This is a genomic window from Ensifer meliloti, from assembly GCF_030064585.1.
In the GTDB taxonomy this organism is placed as follows: domain Bacteria; phylum Pseudomonadota; class Alphaproteobacteria; order Rhizobiales; family Rhizobiaceae; genus Sinorhizobium; species Sinorhizobium meliloti.
Genome location: NZ_CP120366.1, coordinates 600,151 through 614,492 on the forward strand (window position 1 = coordinate 600,151; position 14,342 = coordinate 614,492).

Here is a 14,342-nt window from a genome sequence, read left to right on the forward strand (position 1 = left end):
AATGGCGATCAGCTATCTAGCGATGGCCGGTAACGGTGCCGCCATGGCCGTCCGGCAGGGTGATCCTGACGTTCTGCATCATCACCTGGTCCTCATGATCGAGAATGTGGCAATGCAAGACGAACTCGCCGATGTAGCGCTGGTAGCCAATATGTAGGTTGGTGGGTTACTCACAGTCCGGGCCTCTTGAGCAACAGCCGATAGCACATCGGCGGCCGAATGAACGCTCGCCACACCGAAGAACGCAATTTTGTGAGATACAAACAATCAAACCTCCCAAACTGCAAGAGCGAGACAGCGGGCATTGTCTATAACGTTAGTGATACACGCACGGGGCCTCAGCTTGAGGTCTGAAGATCACTTCATCTCCGTATGTTTATAGAAGGAAGTTGTCCGATCCCATCTTCTCACCAATGAGAAGGCTACCCATGAGAACCATGAGCGTCATCCGACGGTTACAGGTACATTACTTTTCAGCCTCGCAAACTATATAGCGCAAAGCGGTGTCTCGCACACCCCTGTAAAACCACTGATTGCGCCGGGTCCGTGCTTACAATGCTTTCGGGTGCAAAATCCGGTAGCCAGAAGTTTCGAAAATTCTTGAGAAGTCCCCGGCTCCCGTTCCGCCCCCTGAAGGCGACGGCCTTGTAGCTATGCTGACTGAAGCAGAAAAGCAGAGGGACGCAGTCCTCGCCCGCGCTACTCATGTCGCTTTGGGTAAACGCGGTAACGGTTTACGACGGCAAAATGGGGGTCCATGAAGACCCCGGAACAGATAGGATTTGCCCGAATTGTTGCGGGTCCGTTCGGACGCGCCCACGGCGTCTCCCTGCTGCCGGTGCCGCTGTTCGGGATACGCCGGCATCGCAAGGACCGCGTGGTCGCAAAAGTCGCCGCCCTCATGCATGAGCTGGGCGAAATATTGTGCGAGACGTCCATTCCGAACCGGTCTCCGTATTTATCGAGCGCCGCTTAGCACGGACGCGAGGTTGCTCTCGTTCACACGTCCTGAGCGATGATGACGCTCATTCGTTTCTCCTGATAGTCCTTGAGGGGTTGCTTTGTTAGCGGGTTAAGCCGCACTGGCGCATGGCGGCCGGGCACTGTTCAAATTTAAACCGACGTTGGTCACTTTGCCCCCCTCGCAGGTGGCCGGGAGGCTCGTCACCGGCTCGCGGCCCTTGACGGGTCTCGCCATTGATCCCACATCAATGGAAATGAGGGCTTGGACTTGGACGACAGCAAAGCGGAAATCGCGGGCCCAATCGAGCTGGTTGCTGACCTCTCAGAAATCGCGGCACAGTGCGCCGCTTCGAATCTTCTGGACTTTGCGGCACAGCTTGCCGGCCTCGCCGAGGACCTCAAGGCTCTAGCCGCAAGGCCGATTGAGCCCGTACCGACATTGACCGGCCGACGATCAGCCGAAGCAGGCTTCTCCAGCATCACTTTGAAAATCGAACCATCAAGACAGTAACGCGCAACAAGGGCCGCATACGAAAACGACCGCTGCGAGAGCTGCAGTCCATTCTAATGTTTTGACCCGCTCGGGAGGACGCATCGCGCTCCTCCTCGGTGCCTCCTGAAAATGAAGCATTCCGCGACAAAGATGGTTGTCCATAGCGGCATCGCCGCGCTGGGAGGCACGGTTTTATCCATCTATCCATCTGGTTTATTCCCTTTTTAAGGTGAATGTTGAAGTGAGGTGAGATAGGAGCACATCAAGGCTTCGGATCGGAGCCGGCATGTGAACGAAGGACTGAAGCCATATGCGGAGAAGCCAAGCGGACAAGGACGCCGACGCGGCGCTGGGAACCGACATTTGTCGATTTCGGGAGATCAGTGGGATCTCGCTGAAGGAACTGGGCGATGCGATCGGCGTCACGTTTCAGCAGGTACGGAAGTACGAGAGCGGCAAGGATCGGATTTCATCGAAAAAGCTCGTCGAAACCGCCAGAACGATTGGTTGTGATCTCAACAGTCTTTATGCGGGTATCGGAATTGACGACGCAACATTGGCGTTCCTGGATCACAGTAGGGCCGCTCTGAAACTAGCCGCCAATTTTGATGGAATCGCCTCATCAGAAGAGCGTGCTGCAATCGCGCTGCTGCTGGCCGGGTCGCCACCCAAGAAGAATAAGCCTCAATTTAGGCGTTGGGCCATTGGAACGCCGGCAGCTCGGCCATGAACGCTTCGACGCTGGGCTGCGCTCGCTCGCCGGCGAGCACCTTCACCAGCTCGGCCGTAGAATAGGCCCGCACCGCCGAGCGCCATCCGAAGAGTGCCTCGCCCTCGGCCAGAACTGCGGTCGGATCGCCGCACCAAGCGAGGGCTCGTGCTTCTGGCCGGCCTCTGCAAGTATGGCGATGATAACGGCCTCGTCCGGTTCTCTAACCGGGTTCCGTTCCTCCGCGTCTGACTTGACGCGCGATCTGCTATTGCGGTTTAGCGCAAAGCGCGGGGGCACTGAGTCAGACACTAGCGGAGCCGCGATATAGAGCTACCGCTGAAACTACATGGAGAAGTGCAATGCTGAATCCTAACCCCGATAAAATGAAGGGAAGGCCTGAACCGGTCGATGTACATGTCGGCCGTCGAATTCGGATGCGCCGGATATGGATGCAGGTCACACTGACGGCCCTTGCGGACGCCATCGGAGTGACGTTTCAGCAGGTACAAAAATACGAGAAAGGAACCAACCGCGTTGGAGCAAGCCGTCTCCAACAGATTGCAGACGCGCTGGTTGCGCCAGTTTCCTATTTCTTCGAAGATATGCCCGGCGCAGCGCCGGTCGGCGGCGACAACCGCAGTGGCCAGAAGAAGCTGCAACCAGAAATCATAGAGTTTGCGTCGAGCGATGTGGGTCTTGCGCTTATTCGCGCCTTCTCCCAGATCACCGACAAAAGGGTGCGGGACCGGATCCTCGGCCTAGTGAAAGCACTAGCAAAACAGGATCCGGCATAGGCGCGGTATTGAACGCTCCGGGGACAGAAAGAGCAGTCCATCAGTATCCACCCCGGCTGCACCAGGGTTGGCTTTGACCGCTTTGTAGGATTCGTACACCTGCCGCTTCTCAATTCGAAACGGCTTGTCTGTCGCACCTATCGAAATCTCCTGTTTCCAGTTGTTCCAAACAATACGACCACCTGACCCGGCCCCCTTTGCTCCGCCCCCATTCACAGGGCCCTCAACGCTGATACGGGGCGGTCCGCCCCAGTCTCCTGCATCGCTCTCGCCTTGCGGGTTGCTCGCGCTTGAGCTTCTCCCTTTGCAATCAGGAGCAGCCTGGTTCCTGCAGTTCCGCGTGAAAGCCTATATCCGACTCACGCCCCCCTCTACGCCGGTCGCCGCCCGCCCAGTCATCAGGTTTCCCGCGGACTTGTCCCAGGATGACGAAACAGTCCTGGTTTCGACGACGCTTGTATTCTTAACGGCGCGTCTTCGGAGGGTTCACTATCGTTCGTCTTTCGAACATGCACCTGCTCGGATCTCGACCGAACTTTTCATCCGACGCTCACCACCACGGCTCTTTACCGCAGCAGCTCGGACTTGTTTGAGACCTGCTCCTGAAAGCCGATCCCGGAGGGTCGTCCCCTATCATTCACGCAGCTTTACGGTACGGATTCGGTCAGCTGAACTCCTTCGCTGCCTCTGCAGCACATTTGTGGACGCCGCGGTGATGGTTCAAGAGAAAGTCGCGTCTGGTGCGACCCGCGCTGGCCATGAGCTCCGCGGCGCCCGCGTCGATTGCCCGACCATGACAACTGCACGCTTTACTGGCTGTGTGTGGGTGCTCTGAGCATCCATTTTAAGTCCGATCAGCGTGGCGCCGGCCCCGCGAGAACCAGCCATACCACCGTAAAGTTGCCCCGCCCGCTCTGCGTTAGATACGCACCTCGTTCCAAAAAGATACAAGTACTTTAGAAATCAGCATTGCACTGGCAGCGCTATTGACCGATACAGCCGTGCTATAGCATCTGAGGCGGGGAAACGAGCAACATTAACGTGCGGCCCGGAATTGAGGCGAGCCCAGACTGACTGCAGAACGGCACGCCTATCCGGGGCGGTGCGGATTGGCGGCAAGGTGCTGCGCGAAGCGCTTACCTCTGGACCAACGAGAGTTTCGGCAATGAGTGAGTTCAATGCAGTTTTTAGTTTGCCTTTGATGGAGGCCGACGAGCTCAGTTCCTTCTATGAGAATACCAATCTTATCGGCTGTTCCGCAGCACTCGGGCGAAAATATCAGATCGCCGCATCGTCGCAGGCGACCATCGGGAGTGTATATCCGGAGCTCTTGGGTTCTCACCATAAGCTGGTCGTGGAATCGGTGCTTGTCACCGGTTTTCCGCGAAGCATCGTGATCCCCCCTGCTCGGAAGCTGTTTATCTGCCGCATCAAATCTGGCCTCCTCGGGATCTTCGAGACGGGGGAAGTCGCAGTTTCCCCGTTCTCCCTAGCACTCGAGGGCGACGAACGCGTTCTCCTTCGCCACCAGGCGCTGCATGACGTGTTGACCGGGTTACCTAATCGCCGGCAATTTAGCGACGACTTGGACGCCCGTTTTCCAGTCGAGGGCGTGGAAAGAATTGCGCTGATGCAAATCGATCTCGACGACTTCAAACCCGTCAACGATACGCTCGGGCATGCTGCCGGTGACCTCGTACTTCAGGGTACCGCCGAGCGACTTCAGGCCGTGCTTGGCGAAGGAGACATCGCTTATCGGCTTGCCGGTGATGAATTTGCCGTCATCCAGCGTAGTAGCTCGTCGATGGAGGCCGAACGTCTCGCCGAGTCGATCGTGAATGCTTTCAAAGAGCCGTTCACCGTCGAAGGCATCGATGTGTTCGTCGGAGCGAGCGTCGGGATCGCGATCGCGCTCGAGGACGGAAACGATGGCGAGCAACTGATGAAGGCTGCGGACATCGCTCTTTATGCCGCCAAGAACGATGGGCGCGGGCGAGCCAGAAGCTTCAATCGCTCGATGCTCATCATGTTGGAACAGCGCGAGATGCTAAGGCGTAGTCTGCGTGTCGCCCTGCAGGAACGGCAATTCTTCCTCGAATACCAACCGCTCATAGAAACCGATGCGATCGTTGGCTTCGAAGCCCTGCTGCGGTGGCAGCACCCCTATGCTGGGATCGTGCCGCCGGCCGTGTTCATTCCCTTGGCGGAAGCAGACGGCCTGATGGGAGAGATCGGCGAATGGGTGCTAGAGCAAGCCTGCCGACAAGCGGTGAATTGGCCCGAGCACTTCACAGTTGCGGTAAATCTCTCGCCGGCCGAATTCCTCCGCAAAGGGCTTACCGACCGTGTCGCCAACACCCTTGATTCTGCGGGTCTGTCCCCAGAACGCCTGGAGTTGGAAATCACCGAGTCGGTATTGCTCGAGCGCACCGCCAACAACCTCGACACCCTCCATACGTTGGAGGTGATGGGTATCCGCATCTCGCTCGATGACTTCGGGACGCAATATTCGTCCTTGGCGTACCTAAAGAACTTCCCGTTCGACACGATCAAGATCGACCGTTACTTCATCAAGGACGTCGAGACCGACGAGAAAAGCCAGGCGATCGTCCGCGCGATCGTCGCACTTGCGCACGGATTGGGAATGCGGGTCACAGCGGAAGGTGTCGAGACCGCAGCTCAGGCGGCGTGGCTCCGCAAGCTAAGGTGCGACCGCTTGCAGGGAAATTTGTTGGGCGCAGCCATGCCCCCCGATTCGATAAGAAATTTCCTGCGACAATCATCAATGACAAGTTAATGGTCGACTCTGGAAGAATTTTAGCTGCTGGCGGCACTGTCGTTCCCAGTTTCGATGGTACCAAATGCTATCAAACCAATTCGGAAATATATGAACAGCATCGATCGAACCTCTGTTCTGGGTGCTGGGCTGTTGCTGGCCCTAGGGTGCATGCCTTTGCCCGTCGCTGCTCAATCGGATCCCAGCAGGGAGACCGCCACAACGGGATGGGCCACCCAGAATGGCAGCACCCGAGGCGGAGCACATGCGGCTGCAAGCGCTGTGTTCACGGTGAAAAACGCCCGAGAATTGAAAAACGCCCTGACGACTCGCGCCGCCAGGGTGGGCGGATCGTCCGCGTCACCGGGTTGATCGACGTCAGCGAGGGGCGGACGTCCGCAGAGATGGAATCACGGGCAAGAATTCCAAATTCCGCCTGGACAACCTTGATTGGGGTCGGAAGAAGGGCGGAACTTAAAGAGGCATATGTGATCGTAAACTCGAACGACGTAATCATTCGAAATCTAAGGATCGAAAACCCTTGGGATCCACAACCCGCCTGTAACCCGAATGATGGAGAAAACGGGAACTCGAATTCGCGATTTGATGCTGTGACGATCGATGGGGCCTGGAACGTTTGGGTCGATCATGTCACCTTCACCGACGGCCGCCGGACAGACGACCAAAACGGAATGCAAAACGGCAGGCCCAAGCAGCACCACGATGGCGCGCTCGACGTGCGAAACGCAGCGAACTTCGTAACCATCTCGTACTCGATATTCCGCGACTATGAGAAGAACAATTTGATCGGCTCAAGCGACGGCGCCGACGGTGAGGACAGTGGTCGGCTCAAGGTTACGATTCACAATACTCTTTTCCAGAACATTTCCGCGCGGGCGCGCCGCGCGTCCGCTTCGGCCAAGTGCATCTCTACAACAACTTCAAGCGACGACAATAAGCGTGTACTACTACTAATCGATCCGTCCAGTAAGCGCCCTGAACAGGAAGCGGCGATCATCACCGCCACTGCGAGCGATGGGACAATTGACAATCGCTTTTATGAGTATCTTCGAGGCCGAGATCTATTGCTCGTCTCGTCCGAAAGGGAATGAATATGGAAAGACGTGAATTCATCAAACGTTTGGCCTTGCTTGCTGCTTGTCCGCTTTGCGCCAAGACCGCTTATGCAGCAGAAGCCGAACATTGGAGCTATGAAGGCGAAGCGGGTCCCGAGCACTGGGGGTCTTTGAGCAAGGAAAACAGTGCCTGTTCGGCCGGTTCGCAGCAGTCGCCGCTGGACATCAGGGGCGCGATCAAGGCCGATATCCCAGGCTTGGCGTTAAACTGGAAAAGTGGCGGCGCGATCCTCAACAATGGGCACACGATCCAGGTGAAAGCGGCGCCCGGCGGCACGCTCCGCCGCGGCGACAAGCCTTATGAGCTGGTGCAGTACCATTTCCATGCCCCGAGCGAACATCTGGTCGAGGGCCATCGCTTCCCGATGGAGGTCCATTTTGTCCATAAACACGCCGAAACGGGTGCACTCGGTGTGCTGGGCGTTTTCTTTGTGCCAGGCGCCGCCAATGCGACCTTCGCCAGCTTGGCGGCGACTTTCCCGCAAAAGACGGGCGAGCAGACCTCACTCCCTAATGTCGACCCGAGCGGTTTGCTGCCTACGTCACTCAAGTATTGGGCCTATGAAGGGTCTCTCACCACACCACCCTGCAGCGAGATCGTCGACTGGATGATAGCGCAGGACCCGATAGAGGTGGACGCGGCCGATATCGACAGGTTCACTGCGCTCTATTCGATGAATGCGCGTCCAGCCCTCGTTGCAAATCGCCGCTATATCCTGAGCTCTTAGGCTGACGCGAGAAGAGTTCGCAGCCTCTCGACCGCCCCCTTCGGTGCGCCCCTGAAAACGAAACGTTCCGCAACAAAGATGCTTGCCCTCGAGCGGCATCGCCGCGCCAGGAGGCACGGTTTTATCCATCTGGTTTTTTCCCTTGTTAAGGTGAATGTTGAAGTCAGTTGAGTCCCGCCCTTGAGGTGCATTCTATGAAGGCGTGAAGCACCCCCAGAATCTCGTCATAATGTTCTTGACCCGGTGATTGAGCTCGGAGATCAGCATGCGCTGGTGCGGCACTGCAGGGCAACGTGAGGGGAAGTCCGTCCCGCAAACGGGACAGCCCGTCCAGCCGAACGAAACAGAGGCGCCCAAACGGTCAACCTGGATGTTTGTGGATCGGATCGACCCAATAGACTTCCTCCGGCTTTTCCACCGGATCGACATCGGTGATATTGACCACCACCGCCTCGTTGTCGGATCGCACCAGCACGCATTCGAGCACGTTCTCGGGATCGGCATTGATTTCTTGGTGTGGCACAAAGGGTGGTACGTAGATGAAGTCGCCCGGGCCGGCTTCCGCGACGTATTCGAGCCTGTCGCCCCAACGCATGCGCGCCTTGCCGCGAACGACGAAGATTACGCTTTCGAGCGGACCATGGTGATGCACGCCGGTCTTGGCATTGGGCTCGATCGCCACGGTCCCGGCCCAAATCTTCTGGGCGCCAACGCGTGCATGATTGATGGCCGCCTGCCGATACATGCCGGGCGTCTGGGCCGTGTTGTCATCGAGCTGGTCCCCCTTGATGACGCGAACGCCGTTATGTTTCCACCGGTCCTCTGCGTGGTGGTCATGACCGTGATGATGAGGGTGATCCGACATGCTGGCCTCCGTTTTTTGGCATCGGGACCGCACCAGGTCCAAGATCGGCTCGCTAGAAATTAGCAGCCTACTGGTGCCGTGCAAAATCCTTTCCAGACGATAGAGGTGGGCCACGTCTCTGCCCCATAAGGAATTTTACGCCTCCGGGGCCTCCGGCTGAGGACCGATCGCTTCGATCTCAGCGATTTTCTGAAACTCCCCAAGACATTCTGGGCGGTGATACGAAAGCCACCGAGTGATGCGAGTGTTGGCGAGCAGCTTGGCAACGTATCCGCGTGCGACGGTAAGATGCAGATTGTCGATGCCGTAAGTTTCCTCGCGCTTTTCACTTGAGTCTGAAGTGCTGCCAGGTCCCTTTCCATCCGGGCAATCTGCTGGCCTGACGGCGTGGATGCAGCAGCGCCTGTCATCTTTTTGGCTGCGACCAACTGGCTGTCAGTCGCTGCGGCCACTTGAAACCTCGCCCGGCTCCTCCATCTTCTCGCGCAGTACTAGCTCCACGAACGTGGGAGGGCCAGGAGCAAGCCTGCTGCCCACAGATCGTCAACAGAGCATGTCGCCCTGCTGTTCGTCCGCATTGACCGGCAGTCTTGAACAGGTCGCGCCCTTCCTCTTCGTTTCCGATGAAGGGAGATGGAAATGGCAAAGGTCGTTTGCGTGCTTTATGATGATCCGGTCGATGGCTACCCGACGGCTTACGCGCGGGATGGCCTGCCGACGCTGGAGCGCTACCCCGGCGGCCAGACGCTCCCCACCCCGAAGGCGATCGACTTTGAGCCAGGCGCCCTCCTGGGCAGCGTCTCCGGCGAACTGGGTTTGAGAAAATTTCTCGAAAGCCAAGGGCATACCCTGGTGGTGACATCGGACAAGGACGGTCCCGACAGCGTCTTCGAGCGAGAGCTCGTCGACGCCGAGATCGTCATCTCGCAACCTTTCTGGCCAGCTTACCTCACCGCCGAGAGGATCGTCAAGGCGGCCAGGCTGAAGCTTGCGATCACCGCCGGCATCGGCTCGGACCACGTCGACCTGCAGGCCGCGATCGACCGCGGCATTACCGTCGCCGAGGTGACCTATTGCAATTCGATCAGCGTGTCCGAGCATGTGGTGATGATGATCCTCAGCCTCGCGCGCAACTATATCCCCTCCTACCAGTGGGTCGTAAAAGGTGGCTGGAACGTCGCCGACTGCGTTGCGCGTTCCTATGACATCGAGGGCATGGACATCGGCACGGTGGGCGCTGGGCGGATCGGCACCGCGGTGCTGCGCCGGCTCAAACCGTTCGATGTCAAGCTGCACTACACCGACCGGCACCGGCTTCCGGACGAGATCGAGAAGGAGCTCGGCGTTACTTTCCATCAGACGGCGGCGGAAATGGTGCCCGTTTGCGACGTCGTGACGATCAACGCGCCCCTCCACCCGGAGACGGAAAACCTCTTCAACGAGGCGATGATCGGCAAGATGAAGCGCGGTGCCTATCTGGTGAACACCGCGCGCGGCAAGATCTGCAATCGCGATGCCATCGCACGGGCGCTCGAAAGCGGCCAACTCGGCGGCTATGCCGGTGACGTTTGGTTCCCGCAGCCGGCGCCCAAGGACCATCCGTGGCGCTCGATGCCCCATCACGGCATGACGCCGCATATTTCGGGTTCCTCGCTCTCCGCCCAGGCGCGCTATGCCGCGGGCACGCGAGAGATTCTCGAATGCTGGTTCGAGGGCAGGCCGATCCGCGAGGAATATCTGATCGTCTCCGGCGGCAAGCTCGCCGGCGCCGGCGCCCACTCCTACAGCGCCGGAGACGCGACCCGCGGATCCGAGGAAGCAGCACACTTCAAGACCTGAACGCGGGCGGGCTTTTCTGCGGCCGTGCGGGGCAGCCGCACGACCGGCTGATGTTTCTCCACGGCCGTCTTACAGTTCACCGGTGTGATCTCTGCGATCACCGTGTTCAGCAAGCCGTCAGAATCACTCGGCGATCGTGGTCGAGTAGCTATGCCATTCGGCTTCGCCCTCACAGATCCGGGCGGGCGGATTTCCCGCACCCGGCTCTTCCCGAGAGTAACCCGCGTCATATCCGAGCCTGCGCCCAAGTTCGAGTAATGTGTGGGACTGGCAGCGTGAAGCGTGCGGTCAGGATTTCAAATTCCAACCAACTCATCCGCCGGCTTTTCTGACTTCGCCGCCTCAGGCAGCGGAACCATATGCGGCGTGTTTGCTGATAGAACCCGTTGAGCGCGGGATAGTTATGTGGCCTGCCGTAGTAGCCGTAGTGTCCACGCAGCACAGCGGCAAGCCACTTGTGCTGGGTAGCCAACGACCTGTGCATGTGCCGCCATGCTCCCTCGCGCAACGCCTTGAGCTTTCGCGTCAGGCGCTTCCCTTCCGTCTTGTGCTTCACGATGAACCGGCCATCACGGGTCAATCCACAATAGTGAATGAAGCCCAGGAAGGCGAAGGTCTCTGGTTTTCGCTCACCACGCCGCTGTCGAGATAAAGCCGCGAACCGGCCAAATTCGATTAGCCGCGTCTTCCCCTCATGGAGCGCCAGACCAAATTCGCCTAGCCGTTCCTTGAGGGCCAAGAGCATCTCCTGCGCATCATCCTTCTTCTCGAAGCCCATGACGAAGTCGTCGGCATAGCGCACGATCACAATACGGCCGCGTGCATGGCGACGACGCCATTGATGTACCCAGAGATCAAGGATGTAGTGCAAAAAGATGTTGGCGAGGAGCGGACTGATGCCCGCCCCTTGCGGAGTCCCCCTGTCAGTCTCATACGTCTCGCCGCTCTCAAGAATTCCGGCCCGCAGCCATAGTTTAATAAGTTGCAGGATACGGGGATCGGCAATTCTATGCGCCACCATCTGCAGCAACCACTCGTGGTCAACCGAGTCAAAGAAACTGCGGATGTCGGCATCGAGCACCCAGTTCACGCGTTGGCTCATGATCGCTGTATGCAATGCATCCAGCGCCATGTGCGGGTTGCGTCCTGGCCTGAAGCCATAGGAGAACCCGCAGAAGTCGGCCTCATAGACGGCACTGAGCACTTCAGCGACCGCGCCCTGGACGATCTTATCCTCCAGAGCGGGCACTCCAAGTGGCCGTTTTCCGCCATCGGCTTTGGGAATGTAAACGCGCCGCACCGGCTGTGGCCGGTAGCGACCCGTGTGGACCCGATCGCAGAGATCATGGAGATTTTGCTCCAGTCTTTCTTCGTACTTCGCCACAGTCATCCCATCGACACCTGCGCTTGCCTGCCGCTTCTGTCGTCTAAATGCCCGGTGAAGGGCAGCCTGATCGACGTGATGCAGCAGCGAGGTGAACCGGGTTTGGACAGCCTGTTTGGCCGCCGCGTTCACCCGCTCGAGGTTGGGCATCAGGATAACCCGGCTCTGCGTCCGGATCCTGGCCTCCCCTTGCGGAATCCTCTCGGGCCGGTCCCTTCCCTCCGCACGTCTCGTTTCCTTCGACGGTTTCATGGGTACTATGAACCAGTCGGACTCCCGACCTCAGCTCGGTCGGCAACTCTGGCAGTGCCTTGTTGCTGACCCCCGCCAGAGACCAGTCTGGCGGACCCAGTCGGGCCTCTCATGTTCCGATAACTACCTTCCATGCGTGATCCGGCCATCGACCCCGACGGAGCGGCATCATCTCGCGTAGCGACAATACTCATGTTGCCTTCGTGTTTAGGGAACACACTCGGCCTCCGTGAACATCCACCTTTCGAGGCTCATTCCCGCACCCCGCATGGCTCCTGTCTACACTTCAGACCCCGCGTTACCGCGATGCCCGCAAGACTCGGTCCCGGCTTGCCCGCTGTGGCTTTGGCCGGATGGGACTTGCACCCACAAGCAACTATCAGCTTGGCATGACGTACTCCCAGGGAGTGGTGTAGGTGGCGGCTGGGTCGCCGCGTTCTCCGGCATGGGCCGGGATGATCAGCGCGCCACGGCTGGCAGGCTGATGAGCGGATCATCGCTCATCTGGCTGATGGTTTCCAGCGTCATGTATCTGGCGCGCTGCACAGCCCATTCGTCGTTCTGCTCGAGCAGGATCGCGCCGACGAGGCGGACGATGGCGTCATCATTGGGGAAGATGCCGACGACCTCGGTCCTGCGTTTGATTTCGCCGTTGAGGCGCTCGATCGGGTTGGTCGAGTGCAGCTTGGAGCGGCGCTCCTTCGGGAAGGTCATGTAGGCGAGAACGTCTTCTTCGGCATCATCCATGATGACGGCGAGCTTGGGCACCTTCGGCCGGATCTGGTCGGCGACGGCGCGCCATTGGGCGCTTGCGGCTTCCGGCGTCTCCTGGGCGAAGGCGGTGGCGATGAAGGCGGAGACGACACGGCGGCCGCTCTTGCCGGCGTGGGCGAGAACGTTGCGCATGAAGTGGACCCGGGGGCGGCTGTTGAAGAAGTGCTATGTATCTGATTCAATTGAGCAGTCGTTGATTCTCTGGAGCCTCCACGATGCTCGGCCGTAAGGAACGCGATCAGCTTGAATTGTACATGTGCGGCTCGCTTCGGGATCTGGTCCCTGACGATCACGTATTGGTAAAGGTCGATCGAGTTCTCGACCTCTCCTGGCTACACGAGGAGGTGGCTGAGCTTTATGCGGCGGGCTTCGGCCGACCCGGCATCGACCCGGAAGTAGCAGTCCGGCTGATGCTTGCAGGCTTTCTTCTCGGAATTGTCCATGACCGTCGGCTGATGCGCGAGGCTCAGGTAAACATCGCTATTCGCTGGTTTATCGGCTTCGGTCTGCACGAAGTTCTCCCGGACCATTCGTCGTTGACGCGTATCCGTCAGCGCTGGGGTGCAGAACGTTTCCGAACTATCTTTGAGCGGACAGTAAAGGTCTGCGTAGCGGCCAAAGTCGCGAAGGGTGAGGTCGTTCATGTCGACGCCTCACTCATCCGGGCCGACGTCAGCTGGGAAAGTCTTGCGGTCCGCCATATAGATGCGGTCACCGACGCCAATGAAGCCGCTGAGAGCGAACGAAAGAGCCGCAAAACAGGCAAATACAAGAAAGTCTGCGTCACCGACCCTGATGCGTCCATGGCAACCAACGGGCGTAATCGGAGACTGGAGCCGGCCTACAAGCAACATGCCGTGGTGGATGATGCTTGCGGCGTAATTTTAGATGTGGAGGTCACCACAGGCGAGATTAATGAGGGACAAGTCATACTCGGTCGTCTCGACGCGGTCGCCGCGATGACCGGCACGACAATCAAAACGGCAACGGCCGACGCCGGCTATGCGTACGCTAAGGTGTTCGCAGGTATGGAGCAACGCGCGATCGAAGCCGTTATTCCGGCAAAGGCAGAGCCAATTCGTAGCCCTGTGCCTATGCGCCGCTTTCGTTATGACGCCAAGCACGACACCCTTAAATGTCCGCGCGGCAAGATGCTGAAGGCGGGCCGTGCCGTTAAACATGGGCGCTTCTTTACATCTCGCGCGGCCGACTGTCGGCACTGCGATCTGGCGCGACTTTGCCTTTCCAATGGCCGTGTGAACAAGGCGGTAGTGCTCGGCGATGACTATCCGGCACTCCTGCGAGCTCGTCGCCGAAGAGAACGATGGTCGGACGAGGACCGAGCTTTGTACCAGCGTCACCGCTGGCGCTCAGAGGGATATCACGGCGAAGCGAAGACTTGGCACGGGCTATCGAGAGCGATCCGGCGCGGCCTCATAAATATGAAAACCCAAGCCTATCTGACGGCCGCGGCAGTCAACTTGAAACGACTGGCGAGTGCTTTTCTGTCAATTTTGCTGTTCGTGTACAGCCAAGAAGCCACCAGTTCAGCCCGACATCCCTTCAGGCAAAGGAAAGTTTTTGGAATCGGCTTGTCGGTGGCTTCCGCATAGCTCCGCCGACGAT

At 58.6% G+C, this 14,342-nt stretch carries 10 protein-coding genes and 5 pseudogenes; 8 read left to right on the top strand and 7 right to left on the bottom strand.

Going from position 1 to position 14,342, the window contains the following annotated elements; all coding sequences use genetic code 11:
- Window positions 1–16: 16 nt before the first annotated feature.
- Both PZL22_RS27340 and PZL22_RS31680 read right to left on the bottom strand, forming a co-directional pair.
- A pseudogene (locus tag PZL22_RS27340) lies at window positions 17–145 on the bottom strand (multicopper oxidase domain-containing protein); the annotation flags it as partial.
- Between the two features lie 554 nt (window positions 146–699).
- Window positions 700–883, bottom strand: a pseudogene (locus PZL22_RS31680) (cytochrome P450); the annotation flags it as partial.
- A gap of 342 nt (window positions 884–1,225) precedes the next feature.
- Here PZL22_RS31680 and PZL22_RS27350 point away from each other — a divergent pair.
- Window positions 1,226–1,474 (top strand): hypothetical protein, encoded by a 249-nt coding sequence (locus tag PZL22_RS27350; RefSeq protein ID WP_017275891.1) that lies wholly within the window; start codon window positions 1,226–1,228, stop codon window positions 1,472–1,474.
- A 292-nt stretch (window positions 1,475–1,766) separates the two neighbouring features.
- A complete protein-coding gene (locus PZL22_RS27355; protein WP_014530951.1) occupies window positions 1,767–2,186 on the top strand; it encodes a helix-turn-helix domain-containing protein in 420 nt (139 codons plus the stop codon).
- Here the strand turns inward: PZL22_RS27355 and PZL22_RS31685 are convergent.
- Window positions 2,146–2,331, bottom strand: a pseudogene (locus tag PZL22_RS31685) (hypothetical protein); the annotation flags it as partial. The gene PZL22_RS27355 and the pseudogene PZL22_RS31685 sit on opposite strands and share 41 nt — an antisense overlap.
- 196 nt (window positions 2,332–2,527) lie before the next feature.
- Between PZL22_RS31685 and PZL22_RS27360 the strand changes: the two are divergent.
- From PZL22_RS27360 to PZL22_RS27375, 4 genes and pseudogenes are all read left to right on the top strand, one after another.
- The gene (locus PZL22_RS27360; protein ID WP_014530949.1) at window positions 2,528–2,962 is read left to right on the top strand and encodes a helix-turn-helix domain-containing protein; all 435 of its coding nucleotides are present in this window, start codon (window positions 2,528–2,530) and stop codon (window positions 2,960–2,962) included.
- Window positions 2,963–4,127: 1,165 nt separating this feature from the next.
- Complete coding sequence (locus tag PZL22_RS27365; protein WP_127632361.1) at window positions 4,128–5,759, top strand: putative bifunctional diguanylate cyclase/phosphodiesterase; 1,632 nt, start codon at window positions 4,128–4,130, stop codon at window positions 5,757–5,759.
- Between the two features lie 90 nt (window positions 5,760–5,849).
- A pseudogene (locus PZL22_RS27370) lies at window positions 5,850–6,681 on the top strand (pectate lyase family protein); the annotation flags it as partial.
- Window positions 6,682–6,852: 171 nt separating this feature from the next.
- Window positions 6,853–7,602 (top strand): carbonic anhydrase, encoded by a 750-nt coding sequence (locus tag PZL22_RS27375; RefSeq protein ID WP_284718799.1) that lies wholly within the window; start codon window positions 6,853–6,855, stop codon window positions 7,600–7,602.
- A gap of 361 nt (window positions 7,603–7,963) precedes the next feature.
- Here PZL22_RS27375 and PZL22_RS27380 read toward each other — a convergent pair whose 3' ends face one another.
- Window positions 7,964–8,467 carry a cupin domain-containing protein gene (locus tag PZL22_RS27380; RefSeq protein WP_003537266.1) on the bottom strand — a complete coding sequence of 168 codons (504 nt, stop codon included), beginning with the start codon at window positions 8,465–8,467 and terminating at the stop codon, window positions 7,964–7,966.
- Window positions 8,468–8,602: 135 nt separating this feature from the next.
- Window positions 8,603–8,860, bottom strand: a complete 258-nt coding sequence (locus PZL22_RS27385; protein WP_074935271.1) for a hypothetical protein — start codon at window positions 8,858–8,860, stop codon at window positions 8,603–8,605.
- 246 nt (window positions 8,861–9,106) lie between these two features.
- On the opposite strand from PZL22_RS27385, the gene PZL22_RS27390 reads away from it, so the two are divergent.
- Window positions 9,107–10,306 (top strand): NAD-dependent formate dehydrogenase, encoded by a 1,200-nt coding sequence (locus PZL22_RS27390; protein WP_046067121.1) that lies wholly within the window; start codon window positions 9,107–9,109, stop codon window positions 10,304–10,306.
- Window positions 10,307–10,532: 226 nt separating this feature from the next.
- Here the strand turns inward: PZL22_RS27390 and ltrA are convergent, their stop codons facing one another.
- Window positions 10,533–11,942 (bottom strand): group II intron reverse transcriptase/maturase, encoded by a 1,410-nt coding sequence (gene ltrA / locus PZL22_RS27395; RefSeq protein ID WP_127519236.1) that lies wholly within the window; start codon window positions 11,940–11,942, stop codon window positions 10,533–10,535.
- Window positions 11,943–12,401: 459 nt separating this feature from the next.
- Window positions 12,402–12,866: pseudogene (locus tag PZL22_RS27400) on the bottom strand (transposase); the annotation flags it as partial.
- Between the two features lie 65 nt (window positions 12,867–12,931).
- Here PZL22_RS27400 and PZL22_RS27405 point away from each other — a divergent pair.
- Complete coding sequence (locus PZL22_RS27405) at window positions 12,932–14,329, top strand: IS1182 family transposase (RefSeq protein ID WP_017271460.1); 1,398 nt, start codon at window positions 12,932–12,934, stop codon at window positions 14,327–14,329.
- The last annotated feature ends 13 nt before the right edge of the window (window positions 14,330–14,342 follow it).

Bases quoted from the DNA above. Each gene is read 5' to 3' on its own strand.
- PZL22_RS27375 (WP_284718799.1), top strand. From the start codon at position 6,853: ATGGAAAGACGTGAATTCATCAAACGTTTGGCCTTGCTTGCTGCTTGT.
- PZL22_RS27365 (WP_127632361.1), top strand. From the start codon at position 4,128: ATGAGTGAGTTCAATGCAGTTTTTAGTTTGCCTTTGATGGAGGCCGAC.
- ltrA (WP_127519236.1), bottom strand. From the start codon at position 11,942: ATGAAACCGTCGAAGGAAACGAGACGTGCGGAGGGAAGGGACCGGCCC.
- PZL22_RS27360 (WP_014530949.1), top strand. From the start codon at position 2,528: ATGCTGAATCCTAACCCCGATAAAATGAAGGGAAGGCCTGAACCGGTC.
- PZL22_RS27405 (WP_017271460.1), top strand. From the start codon at position 12,932: ATGCTCGGCCGTAAGGAACGCGATCAGCTTGAATTGTACATGTGCGGC.
- PZL22_RS27390 (WP_046067121.1), top strand. From the start codon at position 9,107: ATGGCAAAGGTCGTTTGCGTGCTTTATGATGATCCGGTCGATGGCTAC.
- PZL22_RS27355 (WP_014530951.1), top strand. From the start codon at position 1,767: ATGCGGAGAAGCCAAGCGGACAAGGACGCCGACGCGGCGCTGGGAACC.
- PZL22_RS27380 (WP_003537266.1), bottom strand. From the start codon at position 8,467: ATGTCGGATCACCCTCATCATCACGGTCATGACCACCACGCAGAGGAC.